Raw genomic sequence first — 15867 nt, forward strand, 5'->3', positions numbered from 1 at the left:
AGGCCACCTCGGCCGACGACCGCGTCCAGCGCCGCTCCGTGCTGGCCTCGCTGATCTCCCGTCCGGAGATCGGGTCGCTCATCGGAGCGATCGCCCTGCTCGTGCTGTTCCTCGCCGTGGCCCCGACGCTGCGTTCGGGCGCGAGCATCTTCACCGTGCTCTACTCCAGCTCCACGATCGGCATCATGGCCGTCAGCGTGGCGCTGCTGATGATCGGCGGGGAGTTCGACCTCTCCGCCGGTGTCGCGGTGACGACGGCGTCGTTGACGGCGGCGACCACGGCCTACCAGCTGCACCTGAACATCTGGGTCGGCGTGCTGATCTCGCTCGTCGTGGCCCTGGCCGTCGGCCTCTTCAACGGGTGGTTGTTCGTCCGGACGGGGTTGCCGAGCTTCATCATCACCCTCGGCTCGTTCTTCATGCTGACCGGTCTGAACCTGGGCGTGACGAAGGTCGTCTCCGGCGGGGTGTCCTCGCCGACGATCACCGACATGGCCGGGTACTCCTCGGCCAGGGCGTTCTTCAACTACTCCCTGCCGGTGGGCAACGGACTGCGGGTGCCGATCATCTTCTGGGTCGTCCTCGTGGTCGTGGCGACGTGGATCCTGCTGCGGACCCGGGTCGGGAACTGGATCTTCGCCGCCGGCGGGGACCCGGCTGCCGCCCGCGCGGTCGGTGTCCCGGTGAAGGCCGTGAAGATCGGCCTGTTCATGGGCGTCGGGTTCACGGCGTGGCTGCTGGGGATGCACAACCTGTTCGCCTACTCCAACGTCCAGTCGGGCAACGGCGTCGGCAACGAGCTGTTCTACATCATCGCGGCCGTCGTCGGCGGTTGCCTGATGACCGGTGGGTACGGCTCGGCGATCGGTGCCGCGATCGGCGCGCTGATCTACGGGGTCGTCACCAACGGCATCGTCTACGCGGGGTGGAACGCGGACTGGAACAAGCTGTTCCTGGGCGCGATGCTCGTCATCGCGACCGTGGTCAACCTCGTGGTGAAGAACCAGGCGGCGAAGAGGTGAACGCGATGACAGGTCCCGACAGCGGCCAGCAGGCTCCCAACCAGGAGATCCTGCGCCTGGACGACGTGGGCAAGAAGTACGGCAACGTGCACGCGCTGCGCGGGGTGACGCTGTCCGTGCGCCAGGGTGAGATCACCTGCGTGCTGGGGGACAACGGCGCCGGGAAGTCCACGCTCATCAAGATCATCGCCGGGTTGCACACGCACTCCGACGGGGTCCTCACCGTGAACGGTGAGGAGGTGCACTTCTCCTCCCCGCGCGACTCGCTGGAACGGGGGATCGCGACGGTCTACCAGGACCTGGCGCTGGTGCCGCTGATGTCGATCTGGCGCAACTTCTTCCTCGGCCAGGAGATGCGCAAGGGCTGGGGTCCCTTCGCCAGCCTGGACGTGAAGTCGATGGTGCGGATCACCGGTGAGGAACTGACCAAGATGGGCATCTCGGTGCCCGACCTGGACCGTCCGGTGGGGGCGCTCTCCGGTGGTCAGCGCCAGTGCATCGCGATCGCCCGGGCGATCTACTTCGGGGCGAAGGTGCTGATCCTGGACGAGCCGACGGCCGCGCTGGGCGTCAAGCAGTCCGGGGTGGTGCTCAAGTACGTCGCGAAGGCCCGTGACGCGGGACTCGGGGTCATCTTCATCACCCACAACCCCCACCACGCGTACCTGGTCGGCAACCACTTCGTGATCCTCAACCGCGGCAACGTGTCCCTGGACTCCTCCCGCGCGGAGATCTCGCTGGACCAGTTGACCAACGAGATGGCCGGGGGCGCCGAGCTCGAAGCCCTCAGCCACGAACTGTCGGCCGTCACCGCGGCGACCGACAAGCTCTGACCCGAAGACCCCGCGAGACCCCGCAAGACCCCGAGAAGCACGAGAAGGAGAGACGACCCGTCATGAGCACCTCGACCACCACCGCCCTGGAACCGGACAGCGCCCGGGCGGGCTACGACCGGGACCGCGCCGTGCGGGTCGCCGTGCTCGGGGTCGGCATGATGGGCCAGGACCACGCCCGGCGGTTGGCGACGCTGACCGCGGGCGCGGAACTGGTCGCCGTCAGCGACGTCGACGCGGCGCGGACCGACGCCGTGGCCGCCGAGTTCGGGGTCCGGGCCATCCACGACCCCAAGGCCGCGATCCTCGACCCCGAGGTCGACGCCATCGTCATCGCCACCCCGGGTTTCACCCACGAGGACCTCGTGCTGGTGGCGCTCGAGGCCGGCAAGCCCGTCCTCTGCGAGAAGCCCCTCACGACCTCGCCGGAGACGTCGCGGCGGATCGTCGAGGCCGAGGCGGCCCTGGGTCGCCCGCTCGTGCAGGTCGGTTTCATGCGTCGCTTCGACGCCGGGTACCAGCAGCTGCGGGGGCTCGTCGAGTCCGGTGAGTACGGTCGGACGCTGTTCCTGCACTGCGCCCACCGCAACGCGACGACCCCGCCGAACTTCTCCTCCGAGATGCTCGTCCTCGACTCCGTCGTGCACGAGGTCGACATCGCCCGCTACCTGACGGGGGAGGAGATCGTGGCGATCCGCGTCATCGCGCCGCGGTCGACGAGCGCCGCCCCCGAAGGGCTGCGGGACCCGCAGTTCGTCATCATGGAGACCGAGTCCGGGATCCTCGTGGACGTCGAGATCTTCGTGAACACCACCTTCGGCTACGAGGTGCGCACCGAACTCGTGGCCGAGAAGGGGCAGGCGCGCATCGGCCTGCCCGAGGGCATGGTCACCCAGTCCGGCCAGGGCTGGGGGGGCAGCATCCCCAAGGACTTCAAGGAACGGTTCGGCGCCGCCTACGACGTGGAGTTCCAGCGCTGGATCGACGCCGTCCGCTCCGGGGCGAACGTCGACGGGCCGGGCGTCTGGGACGGCTACGCGGCGGCCGCGGTGTGTGCCGCCGGGGTGGAGTCCCTGCGCACCGGGGAGCGCGTCGAGATCGACCTGGGGGTGAAACCGTGAGCCTGGCTCCCGGGTTCGTCGCCGACGCCGTACCGCGCAACGCGGACCTGCAGATCGCGCTCGACACCTACATGTTCCGCGAGGTGCCGCTGCTGGACCTCCCCGGACTGGTCGCCGACCTCGGCTACGAGTGGATCGAGCTCTCGCCGCGCGAGGACTTCATCCCCTTCTTCCGCCACCCCCGGGTCGACCTCGCGACCGTCCGGAAGTTCCGGTCCGCCCTGGACGCGGCCGGGGTCGGGGTGGCCTCCACGCAGTTCGTGCAGCGGTGGTCCGGTCCGGGCGAGGACGAGCGCAAGCAGGCCGTGCGCAACGTGAAGCGCATCCTTGAGGTGACGACGGAACTCGGCGTCCCCGTGGTGCAGAGCGAGTTCAACGGTCGCCCGGAGCTCCCCGAAGCCAGCGAGGCGCGGTTCTTCGACTCCCTCGAGGAACTGCTCCCGCACTTCGAGGAGAAGGGGATCGAACTGCGCCTCGAACCGCACCCCGACGACTTCGTCGAGGACGGCTACCGGGCCGTCGACCTCGTCCGGGGTCTGGACCAGCCCTGGATCGGGTTCGTCTACTGCACCCCGCACACCTACCACCAGGGCGGCGACGGCCCGGGGATCATCCGCTACGCGGGTGACCTGGTCCGCCACGTCCACGTGGCGGACAGCTTCGACTTCCGGGCCTCCAGCGGGTTGCGCTACATCGTCAACCCGCCGGGTTCCACCGCACGGATCCACCAGCACCTAAACATCGGCGAGGGTGAGGTCGACTTCGACGGCATCTTCTCCGCTCTGGGTGAGGTCGGGTTCTCCGGAGCCCTCTGCTCCAGCGTCTTCGCCTGGGAGGAGAAGGCCGAGGAGTCCAGCCGCTCCATGCGCCAGCGGATCCAGGAGTTCGTCGACCGCTGGTGATCGACCGGTGACCCACCCACCCGGGTGGGTCACCCCACGGATGCACCGCCCGGCCCGGCCGTCGGCGCAGGTGAGCACGACCAACAGGCCGGACTGAGTCACCCGCACGGTGCGGGTGACGCCTGTCGACGAGGATGGGAACGACATGAAGACGTCTCGTGGAGGACTCCGCACCGCAGCAGTTCTGGCGGTCGCGGCGCTCGGGCTGGCGGCCTGCAGCAGCACCGGTGGTGCCGAGAAGAGCGGTGACGACGCCAGTGGTGGGGCCGTCGCCAGCACGCCGAAGTTCAAGGTCGCCCTGATCACGCACGCTTCGGCGGGTGACACCTTCTTCGACATCATCCGCAAGGGGGCCGACGCCGCCGCGGCGAAGGACAACATCACCTACCAGTACTCCAACAACGACAACGCGGCGCAGCAGGCGACGCTCATCCAGAACGCCGTCGACTCCAAGGTCGACGCCATCGCGGTCTCGATGCCGAACGCCTCGGCCCTCACGACCGCGCTGGCGAACGCCAAGGCCGCGGGCATCCCCGTGGTCGCGTTCAACGCGGGGTTCAACGACTGGCAGTCCCTCGGGGCCATCGGGTACTTCGGTCAGGACGAGGCCATCGCCGGCAAGGCGGCGGGCGCGCGCCTGGGCACCGACGGCGCGAAGAAGGTCCTCTGCGTCATCCAGACCCAGGGACAGGTCCAGCTCGAGGACCGCTGCAAGGGCGTGGCCGCGGGTCTCGGCGGGGCCGGCTCGGTGGAGAACATCTACGTCAACGGCACGGACTCCTCGGCGGTGCAGACGACCCTGACCGCCAAGCTCCAGCAGGACTCGTCCATCGACCACGTCATCACCCTGGGTGCTCCGATCGCGCTGATCGCCACCCAGTCGATCTCGGAGGCGGGCAGCTCGGCCAAGCTGGCGACGTTCGACACCAACGCCGAACTCGTCCAGGCCATCGTGGACAAGAAGGTCGAGTGGGCCGTCGACCAGCAGCCGTACCTGCAGGGGTACGAGGCGATCGACTCGCTCTGGCTGTACCTGAACAACGCCAACACCATCGGCGGTGGGCAGGCGACGCTGACCGGGCCCGCGTTCATCGACTCCAGCAACATCGACGCGGTGTCGAAGTACGCGAAGGCCGGCACGCGCTGACCTGACGCGGATCGGACCACCGGACCCCGGCAGGGTTTCCCTGCCGGGGTCCTCCCGCGTCCGGGGTCGGCGGGAGCCCGGCCTGGCGCAACGCGAGATGGGTGGTTGGCTGGTCCCATGCGCATCTTCTTCACCGGCGGCAGTGGCAAGGCCGGACACCACGTCGCCCCGTTCCTGGCCTCCCAGGGCCACCAGGTCACCAACGCCGACCTCACCCCGCTGCGCCACCCCGACGTCACCGACCTGCGCGTCGACCTGACCGACGCCGGCCAGGTCTACTCCGCGATGGCGGGCATGCCGACGATGGCCGACCTCGACGAGCTGGGCCCGGCCGCGGCCGAGGGTTCGGCCTACGACGCCGTCGTCCACTTCGCGGCGATCCCCGCGATCCTCATCGCCCCGGACGCCACGACGTTCGCGACGAACATCCTGGCGCACTACAACGTGCTGGAGGCCGCGACCCGGCTCGGCATCCGCAAGGTGGTCTTCGCCTCCTCGGAGACGACCTACGGCATCTGCTTCGCCCGCGGCGAGCGCAAACCGCTGTACCTGCCCGTCGACGAGGACCACCCCGTCGTCCCGGAGGACTCCTACGCGATGTCCAAGGTGGCGGGGGAGGTCGTCTCGCGCTCCTTCCAGGCCCGGACCGGCGCGGACGTCTACGGCTTCCGGATCAACAACGTCATCGAGCCCCACGAGTACGCCGAGAAGTTCCCGCCCTTCCTGGCGGACCCGGCGTTGCGCCGACGCAACATCTTCTCCTACATCGACACCCGCGACCTGGGGCAGATGACCCTGCGCGCACTCGAGACCGACGGCCTCGGGTTCGAGGTGTTCAACGTGGCCAACGACGACACGTCCGTCGCGGCGAGCACCCAGGAGCTCCTCGACACCTTCTACCAGGGGGTCGAGGTCCGCCGGGACCTGGGGCGGAACGAGACCCTCTACAGCATCGACAAGGCGCGCCGACTGCTCGGTTACGAGCCGCAGCACTCCTGGCGCGACGTGCTGGCCGACCCCCGCGCCTGACGCGGGGCGACCCGTTCACGACTGCGCGACCCACTCGCTGAAGGTCTGCCGCCCTCGGTCGGCGTCGGGGCCGGGCAGGATCGTCCCGTCCCGCAGCGCCTTCCCGAACCCGCCCGGCAGCGGCACCGCGACCACCGGCCCCCTGCGGCCGGTGGCGCGGGCGTAGGCGCGGACCATGTCGACCAGGCGCAGGACCTCGGGTCCGCCGAGGTCCCGCACGCGCCCGGCGGCCCCCTCCCCGGCGAGTTCGACGAGGCGTTCGCCGACCTCCCGCGCCGCCACGGGCCGGGAACGCATGACGGGGACGAGGCCGACGGGGCCGAGGGTGGCCTGACCGAGGACCTGCTCCGCGAACTCGTGGAACTGGGTGGCGCGCAGCACCGTCCAGGGCACGCGGCTCCGGGTCAGGAGTTCCTCCTGCAGGGCCTTGCCGGCGTAGTAGCCGAACGGCGCGCGCTCGGCGCCGACGATCGACAGCGCCACGTGGTGCCCGACCCCGGTGGCCTCCTCCGCGCGCAGCAGGTTGAGCGTCACCGCCCGGAAGAACTCCCGCGAGGTGGCTGCCGACCGCGTCCCGACCGAGGAGACGTCGACGACGACGTCGGCCCCCTCCAGCGCGGGTCGCAGGCCCGATCCGGTGACGAGGTCGACGCCGGTGGCCCGCGACAGGACGACGGTGTCGTGTCCCTGCTCCCGGGCCACGTCCACGACGTGGCGTCCGACGGTGCCGGTTCCCCCGGCGACGGCGATCTTCACGGGCTGACCTCCTGGGACGGTGTGCTCACGTCCTCCTGACGACGCGGCGGGCCGGAGTGTGAGGTGGCCCGACGACCGGGCAGGCTGTCCGCTCACGAGGAGCGGGAGGAGCCGGGATGGGTGAGGTCCCCGAGGAGCGTCGGCGGTTGGTGTCGTCGGCCTACCGGATGCTCGGCACGATCGCGGAGGCCGAGGACGCCGTCCAGGAGACCTACGTCCGCTGGTACCGCCTGAGCGACGCCGAACGAGCCGCGATCGGGAACCCGCAGGGGTGGCTGACCCGGGTCGCGGGCCGGGTCTGCCTGGACGTCCTGGGCTCCGCCCGGCAGCGCCGCGAACGCTACGTCGGGGAGTGGTTGCCGGAACCCGTTCCGGCGCAGTTCTTCTCCGGCTCCCGCGACGGGGCCGAGGACCCGTTGGACCGGATCACCTTCGAGGAGTCGGTGAGCACCGCCGTCCTCGTCGTCATGGAGGCGATGACCCCGGCCGAGCGGGTCGCCTTCGTCCTGCACGACGTGTTCGGCCTGCCCTTCCCCGAGATCGCGCTGGTCGTCGGGCGCACCCCGGCCGCGGTGCGCCAGCTGGCGTCCTCGGCGCGGCGGCGGGTGCGCGAGCACGACGCCGTCGGGGGCGACCGCCGCGAGCACGACGCCGTCGCCCGGGCCTTCGCCCGGGCCGCCGGGACCGGGGACCTCGCCGCGCTCGCAGCCCTGCTCGACCCGTCGGTCACGGTGCGCTCCGACGGTGGGGGTGTCGTCAGCGCGGCCCGTCGACCGGTGCGCGGCGTCGACGACGCCGCCCGGTTCCTCCTCGGGATCGCCCGCAAGAACCCGGGGACGGTGGCCGTCGAGGAGGTCACCGGCGACGGGCTCGCCTACCGCTTCGAGCAGGGCCCCGACGTCCGGGCCCTGCTGAACCTCCGGGTGCGGGCCGGTCTCGTCACCGACGTCTGGATCCAGCTGAACCCCGCCAAGCTCGGCACGTGGAGAGCCACCGGCGCGGGCTGACTACCCGAGGCTGTCGACGGTGTCCAGGACGGTGCTGACCACGTCCCGGGGGCGCCACCCCAGGACCGTGCGGGCCGCCCCGGTGGCGATGACCGGAGAACCGGGCAGGGCGAGATCGGGTGCGGCGCGGTCGGCCACGACCCGGCTGAGCCACTCGAGCGTCACGGCCGGCCCCGCGCTCGCCAGGAACCGGCGCCCCACCGCCCCGGGATCGTCCAGCGCCCGCACGTGCAGGTCCACGACGTCACGCACGTCGACGATCCCGAACGCCCGTCCCGGATCGCCGACGGGTCGGCCCTCGACCAGCGCGGCGACCATCGCGACCGAGGCCGAGAGGCGCGGGGACAGCGTCGGGCCGAAGATCCCGGTCGGGTTCACCACGGCCAGTTCTGGTCCGCCGTCGGCCACGAACGCCCACGCGGCCCGTTCGGCCAGCGCCTTGGACCGGACGTAGGGCGGGGCGGTGACGTCGTCACCGTCCGTCCAGTCCGCTTCGGTGAACGGTCCTCCGCTGCTGCGGGAGTAGCCGACCGCCGCGAACGACGACGTCAGGACGACCCGGCGGACGCCCTGCTCCCGGGCGGCGCGCAGGACGCGGAGTGCGCCCTCCCGGGCCGGCCGGATGACGTCGTCAGGGTTCTCGGGTTGTCGCGACGGGAACGGTGAGGCGTGGTGCAGGACCCCGTCCGCGCCGGCCAGCGCCTCGTTCCAGCCGTCGTCGACGTCGAGGGTCGCCGTCGCGAACTCCAGCGCCGTCGCGTCGACGCCGGCCCGGTCCACCGCCGCGAGCACGACGTCCCTCCCCTCCGGGCCGCGGACGAGTGCCCGGACGCGTTCGCCGTCGGCGAGCAGGCGGACGAGCGAGTGGTTCCCGACGTGACCGGTCGCCCCGGTCACCACGATGGTGCGGTCCACGGTGTTCTCCTTCAGAATCTGGTGAGGACCTCGGTCACGGCGGCGACGGCGCGTTGTTCGGCGTCGGCGTCCCCGCGCACCCGGGCGTCCCACAGGTCGGTCTTGCGGTGCAGGTACTCGGCGCGGACCCGGAGCCGGGCGATCTCGGCCTCGACGCGGGCTGCCTGCGCGCTGAACAGGTCACGTTGCGCGGCAGCGGATTCCGCGTCACCACGCGCGAGCAGGTCGAGGTAGCGGCGCAGGTCGGCGACTCCGACGCCGGCCGAGCGCAGGCAGGCCAGCGCCTCGATCCGGGCGGCCGTGGCCTCGTCGTAGCGTCGGTGCCCGCTGTCGACGTCGCGCGGGACCGGGCCGAGCAGGCCGATCTTCTCGTAGTAGCGGAGCGTGGGTTCGCTGAAACCCGATCGTGCCGCCATCTCGGCGATGCTCAGGTCGTCGACTCGTGTGCGCACAGGGAGATCCTGCGCGCCCTCAAGCGCTTGAGGTCAAGCGTCCTCAGCCCGCCGAACGCACCCACGCGCTGAACGAGCGCAAGGATCCCGAACCGGGTCGGCGCAGCCACGGCCACGGGTGGCGGGCGACGACGTCCGCCCGCGCCGACCGACGGGCGAACCCGGGGACGGGGGCGTGGGTGACGGCCAGACGGCGTCCGGCCAGTTCCGCCACGGGGTCGCCGAGGTGCACGTCGCAGCCGAGTTCCGCCAGGGTCTCGGCGAGGAAGACGAGTCGCTTGCCGGACAACCGCAGGCGGGCCAGCAACGGCTCGTCGAACACGAAGACCGCGGGGAGGTCCGGGTGCGCGAGCAGGGCCGGGTCGGTGTCCCCGAGGGACTCCGCCGTCAACCAGACCGTGTCGGGTTCCCCGGTGACCTCCGGTGACCGGGGGCCGGCGTCGGTGGGACCGCCCGCCAGCGCGTCCGGGGCCTCGGCGCGGGGGCCGGCCTCGGTGTCCGGCCACTCCTGGACGGGGCAGGCCCGCTGCAGGGGGCAGCTGCGGCACAGACCGGGTGCGCGCTTCTCGACCTGCCAGCGGCTGAAGCCGTAGACCTTGCCCGTCCCGGTCCCGACCGCCCACTGCCAGCCGAGGCGGTTGGCGGCCTGGGAACCGTCGAGCAGGTGGCGGTACATCTCCTGCGCGCCCTCGCGCCAGTCCGCCCCGGCCCGCACCGACCACTGCGACGCCAGCCACATCCGGGTCTGGTTCACCAGCCAGCCGTCCTCGTGCAGTTCCGCGGTGGTCGCCGCGACGCACGCCATCTCCTGCGGCCACGGCTCGCGGGGCCAGGCCTGCGCCGGGACGGGAGCCTCGAAGCGCAGGGCGTCCGCCGTGCGGTGGCCGAGGCGGGCGTAGAGGTGGCGCGCGTACTCCTGCCAGAGCAGTTCGTCGCGGAACTTCGAGCGGTCCCGGGCCGGTGCGTCGGCGGCCGCCGCCCACACGGCGGGCAGGGGGAGGAGGCCGTGGCGGATGTAGGGGGAGAGCCGCGTCGCGCCGCGGCGCTCCCGCGGGAACACCTCGTTGCGGCGGGCGGCGTAGCCGGTCAGGTCCAGCGTGGCGAGCGCGGTGTCGGCGGCGGTCTGCCCGCCGCGCACCGGGGACACCGCCACCTCCTCGTCCGGGGCCTCGCAGGTCAGGTGCCCGAGGTGGGTGGCGACCCAGGCGCGCACGGCGTCGCGCTCGGTCGGCGGGGGAGGCAGGAGGGGCACCGGCCCATCGTCGCCCCGGCGGGCGGGGTCGGCACCCGGCGCCGCGGTCAGCCGGTGGACGCCGGTGCGGGCCCCGTCGTCCGGCGGACCGCGAGCGTGGCGGCGACCCGGTGCACGCGGCCCCCCTGGCCGCCGCCGGCGAGGCGTTCGGTGACGAAACGCCCGCTCTGGACGCCGATGGCGAAGGTCCCGTTGTCGACCGACGTCAGGGACAGGTGGCGGATGGCGGCGAGGTAGGTGTTGTCGTAGCCGATGACCGACAGGTCCCCGGGAACGCCGAGCCCCAGGTCGTGCGCCGCCGACAGGGTGCCGATGGCCGCCAGGTCGTTGTAGGCGAAGATCGCGGTCGGGCGCTCACGGCTCTCGAGGACCCGCCGGGCAGCGGCGTACCCGCTCTCCTCACCCGTGCCGCCGGCCACGACCGACGCCGGCAGGCCGGCGTCTGCGAGGGTCCGCTCGAACCCCTCGGCGCGCAGCGAACCCACCCGTCCCGGACCGCGCAGGTGCACCATCCGGTGGTGACCGAGGTCCAGCAGGTGCCGGGTCGCGCTGGTCGCGCCGGCCCCGTCGTCGTTGACCACCACGTCGGCGTCCAGGTCGCCCGGTTCGTAGGTCCCGGCGAGCACGATCGGCAGGCCGGCGCTCGCGGCCCGGCGCAGCTCCTGGTCGTCGTCGGTGGTGCCGACGACGACGACCGCGTCGACCCGCTGCGAGCGCAGCTGGTCCACCGCCGAGCGCCCGACCCGCCGGGAGGTGAAGGAGTCGGCGAGCACGGGCGCCAGCCCGGCGCCGTCGAGGGAGGCGGTCAGGCCGGCGAGGAGCTCGACGAACCAGGGGTTGCGCAGGTCGTTGAGCAGGACCCCGACCGTGCCCGACCGCGGCTGGGCCAGCGCCCGGGCCAGCCGGTTCGGGTGGTAGCCCAGCTCCTCCGCCGCCGCCCGCACCGAGGCGCGGCGGGCCTCGCTCACCCCGGGGTCCCCCCGCAGCGCCAGCGAGGCCAGCGACTTCGACACCCCGGCCCGCTCGGCCACGTCCCGGATCGTGGGCATCCGCGGTGCCGGCGTGCGTCCGTCGCGGTGTTCCACGGGGGCAGCTTAGGGGCAGACACGTGGATCGCTGGACGCTAATCTGGACCGGTCCACACCTGTCCAGTCGCTCAGCGAGGAGCACCGTGTCCACCTCCACGACCCACCCGGTCCCGGCGGCACCCCCGGCCGGGTCCCCGGCCTCCCCGACGTCCCTGCCGAAGTTGTCGATGAACGTCACCACCACCTTCTTCGGCAACGTCGTCCAGGACATCGCCGTCGCCAGGCAGGCCGGGTTCGGGGGCATCGAACTGCAGAGCCCCAAGCTCTACCGCTACCTCGACGCGGGTTTCTCGGTGCACACGCTGCCGCCCCTCCTGGAAGGCCTCGAGGTGACGGGCCTCGGCGCGGTCCTCGACGCCGAGCGCCAGGGCGCTGCGCGGGAGGACTTTCTCGCCGAGGTGCGCCGCATGTGCTCGATCGCCGCCACGCTCGGCGCCCCGATCGTCCAGCTCTGCACCGGTCCGGTGGACGTCCGCGTGGTCAAGGACCACCGCGCGGGAACCCTGGCCGACGACGACGCCCGCTACCGCGCGACCCTGGGGATGGACGAGGCCGAGGCCGTCGCCGTGACCGCGGGCAACGTCCGCGAGGCCGCCGACATCGCCGCCGACCACGGCCTCGAGCTCTACCTCGAACCCCTCGCCTGGGCCCGGCTCAACCACTGCCGCCACGCGCTGCGGATCATCGAGACCGCCGGGCGGCCCAACGTCGGGATCGCGCTGGACACCTGGCACTTCTGGTCCACGGGGGACACCCTCGAGGAGGTCGCCGCCCTGCCGCCGGAACTCATCAAGGCCGTCCACCTCTCCGACGGTCTCGACCTCGACCGCGAGCACGACGTCGCCGACCAGGGCGTGCACCGCAACGTCGTCATCGGCGGGGGAGCGATCCCGTTGCAGCAGTGGGTCGACGCGATCAAGTCCACGGGCTACGACGGCTGGTGGGTCTCGGAGATGTTCTCCGACCGCGCCAACGAGCACGATCCGCTGGTGGTGGCGACGACCATGCGCAACCTGCTCGCCATCCTGGTCGGCTGAGCCCCGTGCAACGCTTCGCCCTCGTCGGTGCCGGGTTCATCGGCTCCGTCCACGCCCGCAACCTCGCCGCGCACCCGGACGTCGACCTCGTCCTCGTCTACGACATCGACGAGGCCCGCGCCCACGACCTCGCCCGCCGTCACCGCTCGCGGGCCGCCGGCGATCTCCGTGAGGTCTTCGACGCCGACCACGTCGACGCGGTGTTCATCGCCTCTTCCACCGACACCCACGCCCAGCACCTGCGCGCGGCCGCCGACGCCGGCCTGGCCGTCATCTGCGAGAAACCCCTCGCTCCCGACATCGCCGCGGCGCGCGACGTCGTCGCGCACGTCCGCCGCAGCGGGGTGCCGGCCATGCTCGACTTCAACCGCCGCTTCGACCGCGACCACGCCGCGCTCCGTCGCGTGGTGGCGGAGGGGGGCGTCGGGGAGGTCGAACTCCTGCAGCTGACGTCGCGCGGCCCTTCCCTCCCGCCCATCGAGTACCTCGAGGTCTCCGGGGGCCAGTTGCGCGACCAGACCGTGCACTTCTTCGACCTCGCGCGGTGGATCAGCGGTCAGGACCCGGTCTCGGTCTCCGTCACGGGTTCCGCCCTGGCCGATCCCCGCATCGCGCGCTTCGGCGACGTCGACACCTCGGTGGCCGTGCTGACCATGCCCTCGGGGGCGCTCGTGCAGATCGACAGCGTCCGGCGCACCGGGTACGGCTACGACGAGCGCATCGAGGTCATGGGGTCCACGGGGCTGGTGGAGTCCCGCCGTCACCACCGGGGAAACGTCGTGCACTACGGCGCGACCGGGGTCGTCGCCGACGCGTTGCCGCCGGGCTGGTTCGAGCGGGTCGAACCGACCTACGCCGCCACGCTGGCCGCCTTCGTCGACGCGCTGGAGCGGGGGACCACCCCGCCCGTCACGCTGGAGGACGGTCTCGCGGCCCAGGCCGTGGCCGACGCGGCCACCCGCGCCCTGGCCAGCGGACGGACGGAGACCATCGCCTACCCGTGACGGGACGCCCTGCGCGACAGGGCGTCCCGTCCGTCCGGGCCGCCGCTCAGACCCCGGCGGCCCGGGCGGCGTCCTTGAGGACCTCCGCCGCCACCTCCAGGCCCTCGATCCGCCCGAGGGAGGTGTCCTCGTGCTCGATGTTCACGGCCATGTCCGGGTCGACCTCGTGCAGGACGCGCAGGAACTCGGCCCAGAACGCGGTGTCGTGGCCCCTGCCGAGGGCGACGAAGTCCCACGCGGATTCCTTCGGCCACTCGTTGACCCACTCGTCGCCCCCGAGGTTCGTGCGGTCCTCGGAGGGGTCGAGGCGACGGAACCGGTTGTCCAGCACGCCGTAGACCGCGGCGGCCGGGTTGATCCGCACGTCCTTGGCCGCGGCGTGGAACACCAGCGGACCGAAGTCGCGGACGACGGCGACGGGGTCCATCTGCTGCCAGAACAGGTGCGAGGCGTCGAGTTCGACGCCGACGTGGGTGGCCCCCGTGCGTTCCAGCAGTTCGCGCAGGTTCGCCGGGTTGAAGACGACGTTCTGCGGGTGCAGTTCGAGGGCGACCTTGACGTCGAGGTCGCGACCGAGGGCGTCGATCTCCTTCCAGAACGGGACGGCGACGCTCCACTGGTGGTCGATGACGTCGAGGTCGCGGGAGTTCCAGGCGTTCACCACCCAGGTGGGGCGGGTCGCCCCGGGCTCGGCGCCGGGGAGCCCCGACATGGTGACGACGCGGTGCTGGCCCAGGCGGTTCGCCAGCCGGATCGAACGGCGGACGTCCTCGGCGTGCTGGTCGCCGATGACCCGGTTCGGGTGCAACGGGTTGCCGTTGCAGTTCAGGCCGGCGATCGAGACCCCGGTGCCCTCGAAGGTCCCGAGGAACTCGTCACGCGCGGTGTCGCTGACCAGGATGTCGTCGAAGGTGGGGATGTGGACCGGGGGGAGGAACCCGCCGGAGTTGAGTTCGATGCCCTCCAGCCCGAGGCCGGCGACGACCTCCAGCGCCTCGGGCAGGGAGCGGTCGTGCAGGATCGCGTTGTAGACGCCGAGTTTCACGGTCGGTTCTCCCTCAATCGACGGGGACGGGTTCGCCCGTGCCGTCGGCGGCCCGGGTGACCGCCTCGAGCGCGCGCAGGTTGTGCAGGCCGTGGGCCATCGGCGGCACCACGGGCAGGTCGCCGATCGGGGTTCCGACCCCACCGGCGACCTCGTTGAGGAACGCCCGGCACTGGAAGCTGAAGAAGTCGCTCTGCCCGTGCCCGACGCCGCCGAAGTCCATCGGGAGCCCACCCGCGACGTAGGGGTGCTCGGGGCCGACGAGGACCTGCCGGTAGCCGTTGACCACGCCGGGCGCGGTCGAGTCGGCGATGGTGAACTCACCGGTGCGGTTGAGGTCGAAGGCCCCCGCGCCGTGCTCGGTGAAGATCTCGAAACCCAGTCCGTTGGGCAGGCCGTGCGCGATGCGCGAGACCGAGAACGTCCCGGTCGCTCCGTTCGCGAACGTCGCCGTGAACGTCGCCAGGTCCTCGTTCTCGACGTCCTCGAACTCGGCGCTCACCTCGGTCAGGGCGTGCCCGACGACGGCACCGACCGGTTTCGGCCGGCGCGTCGTGACCTGCGAGAACACCGTGCCCCGCACGGACTCCAGCGGCCCGCAGAAGTACTCGCCGAGGTCGACCAGGTGGCTGCCGATGTCCGCGAGCGCCCCCGACCCCAGACCGCCCCGGTAGCGCCAGCTGATGGGGGCGTTCGGGTTGGCCGCGTAGTCGCACCAGTAGTGGCCGTTGAAGTGGCGGACGGCCCCGAGGTGACCGTTGAGCACCTGCTCGCGCAGGGCGTTGACCGCGGGGGAGCGGCGGAACGTGAAACCCACCGCGGCGACGAGGTCGGGGTGCTGCGCGGCGGCGGCCACCATCGCCTCCGCGTCGGCGACGGAGGGGGCCAGCGGCTTCTCGCAGAGGACGTGCTTGCCCGCGGCGAGCAGCCCCTCGACGATCTCGCGGTGCAGGTGGTTGGCGACGACGACGCTGACCGCGTCGATGTCGTCGGCCTGCGCGACGGCCTGCCAGGACGTCTCGGCGCGCTCGTAGCCGTAGCGCTGCGCCGCAGCGATCGCGAAGGGTTCGTGCGCGTCGGCGACGGCGACCAGGCGGACCGGCGGCAGGCCCTCGCCGTAGCGGCCGCCGGCGAGGGTGGTGGCGGCGCGGTAGCCGGCGAGGTGGGCGCGGCCGGCCATGCCGGCGCCGATCACGGCGACGCCGATCGGGGGGATGGGGGAGGTGGGGGGCATCGGTCGGGCCTCTCGGGAGGGGT

General features: G+C 72.2%; 16 protein-coding genes. 9 read left to right on the forward strand and 7 right to left on the reverse strand.

Annotated elements, in window-relative coordinates; translation table 11 throughout:
- Positions 1-38: 38 nt before the first annotated feature.
- From ACFQ46_RS17125 to ACFQ46_RS17150, 6 genes are all read left to right on the forward strand, one after another.
- Positions 39-1022 carry an ABC transporter permease gene (locus ACFQ46_RS17125; protein ID WP_380260968.1) on the forward strand — a complete coding sequence of 328 codons (984 nt, stop codon included), beginning with the start codon at positions 39-41 and terminating at the stop codon, positions 1020-1022.
- Positions 1023-1027: 5 nt separating this feature from the next.
- The gene (locus ACFQ46_RS17130) at positions 1028-1855 is read left to right on the forward strand and encodes an ATP-binding cassette domain-containing protein (RefSeq protein ID WP_380260583.1); all 828 of its coding nucleotides are present in this window, start codon (positions 1028-1030) and stop codon (positions 1853-1855) included.
- 62 nt (positions 1856-1917) lie between these two features.
- Positions 1918-2976, forward strand: a complete 1059-nt coding sequence (locus ACFQ46_RS17135; RefSeq protein WP_380260584.1) for a Gfo/Idh/MocA family protein — start codon at positions 1918-1920, stop codon at positions 2974-2976.
- A gap of 47 nt (positions 2977-3023) precedes the next feature.
- A complete protein-coding gene (locus tag ACFQ46_RS17140) occupies positions 3024-3878 on the forward strand; it encodes a sugar phosphate isomerase/epimerase family protein (protein ID WP_380260970.1) in 855 nt (284 codons plus the stop codon).
- A gap of 145 nt (positions 3879-4023) precedes the next feature.
- Positions 4024-5025, forward strand: coding sequence for a substrate-binding domain-containing protein (locus tag ACFQ46_RS17145; protein WP_380260585.1), 1002 nt, complete (start codon positions 4024-4026; stop codon positions 5023-5025).
- Between the two features lie 117 nt (positions 5026-5142).
- On the forward strand, positions 5143-6054 hold the full coding sequence (locus ACFQ46_RS17150; RefSeq protein ID WP_380260972.1) for an NAD-dependent epimerase/dehydratase family protein: 912 nt from the start codon (positions 5143-5145) through the stop codon (positions 6052-6054).
- Between the two features lie 15 nt (positions 6055-6069).
- Here the strand turns inward: ACFQ46_RS17150 and ACFQ46_RS17155 are convergent, their stop codons facing one another.
- On the reverse strand, positions 6070-6810 hold the full coding sequence (locus ACFQ46_RS17155; RefSeq protein ID WP_380260586.1) for an SDR family oxidoreductase: 741 nt from the start codon (positions 6808-6810) through the stop codon (positions 6070-6072).
- 116 nt (positions 6811-6926) lie between these two features.
- Between ACFQ46_RS17155 and sigJ the strand changes: the two genes are divergently transcribed.
- Complete coding sequence (gene sigJ / locus ACFQ46_RS17160; RefSeq protein ID WP_380260587.1) at positions 6927-7817, forward strand: RNA polymerase sigma factor SigJ; 891 nt, start codon at positions 6927-6929, stop codon at positions 7815-7817.
- On the opposite strand, the gene ACFQ46_RS17165 is transcribed toward sigJ, so the two are convergent.
- Genes ACFQ46_RS17165 through ACFQ46_RS17180 form a run of 4 tightly spaced genes read right to left on the reverse strand, consistent with a single transcriptional unit; the run spans position 7818 to position 11521 of the window.
- Positions 7818-8732, reverse strand: coding sequence for an NAD-dependent epimerase/dehydratase family protein (locus ACFQ46_RS17165; protein ID WP_380260588.1), 915 nt, complete (start codon positions 8730-8732; stop codon positions 7818-7820).
- Between the two features lie 11 nt (positions 8733-8743).
- Positions 8744-9184 (reverse strand): MerR family transcriptional regulator, encoded by a 441-nt coding sequence (locus tag ACFQ46_RS17170; RefSeq protein ID WP_380260589.1) that lies wholly within the window; start codon positions 9182-9184, stop codon positions 8744-8746.
- A 43-nt stretch (positions 9185-9227) separates the two neighbouring features.
- The gene (locus ACFQ46_RS17175) at positions 9228-10436 is read right to left on the reverse strand and encodes an FAD-binding domain-containing protein (protein WP_380260590.1); all 1209 of its coding nucleotides are present in this window, start codon (positions 10434-10436) and stop codon (positions 9228-9230) included.
- Between the two features lie 47 nt (positions 10437-10483).
- The gene (locus ACFQ46_RS17180; protein ID WP_380260591.1) at positions 10484-11521 is read right to left on the reverse strand and encodes a LacI family DNA-binding transcriptional regulator; all 1038 of its coding nucleotides are present in this window, start codon (positions 11519-11521) and stop codon (positions 10484-10486) included.
- 86 nt (positions 11522-11607) lie between these two features.
- Between ACFQ46_RS17180 and ACFQ46_RS17185 the strand changes: the two genes are divergently transcribed.
- Positions 11608-12561: a sugar phosphate isomerase/epimerase family protein gene (locus ACFQ46_RS17185; RefSeq protein ID WP_380260592.1), complete on the forward strand. Its 954-nt coding sequence runs from the start codon at positions 11608-11610 to the stop codon at positions 12559-12561.
- Positions 12562-12566: 5 nt separating this feature from the next.
- Positions 12567-13565 carry a Gfo/Idh/MocA family oxidoreductase gene (locus ACFQ46_RS17190; protein ID WP_380260593.1) on the forward strand — a complete coding sequence of 333 codons (999 nt, stop codon included), beginning with the start codon at positions 12567-12569 and terminating at the stop codon, positions 13563-13565.
- Positions 13566-13611: 46 nt separating this feature from the next.
- Here ACFQ46_RS17190 and ACFQ46_RS17195 read toward each other — a convergent pair whose 3' ends face one another.
- A complete protein-coding gene (locus ACFQ46_RS17195) occupies positions 13612-14610 on the reverse strand; it encodes a sugar phosphate isomerase/epimerase family protein (RefSeq protein ID WP_380260594.1) in 999 nt (332 codons plus the stop codon).
- A 13-nt stretch (positions 14611-14623) separates the two neighbouring features.
- Positions 14624-15844, reverse strand: a complete 1221-nt coding sequence (locus ACFQ46_RS17200; RefSeq protein ID WP_380260595.1) for a Gfo/Idh/MocA family protein — start codon at positions 15842-15844, stop codon at positions 14624-14626.
- Between the last annotated feature and the right edge of the window lie 23 nt (positions 15845-15867).

The sequence above is a fragment of the Kineococcus sp. GCM10028916 genome (genome assembly GCF_042674865.1).
In the GTDB taxonomy this organism is placed as follows: Bacteria; Actinomycetota; Actinomycetes; order Actinomycetales; family Kineococcaceae; genus Kineococcus.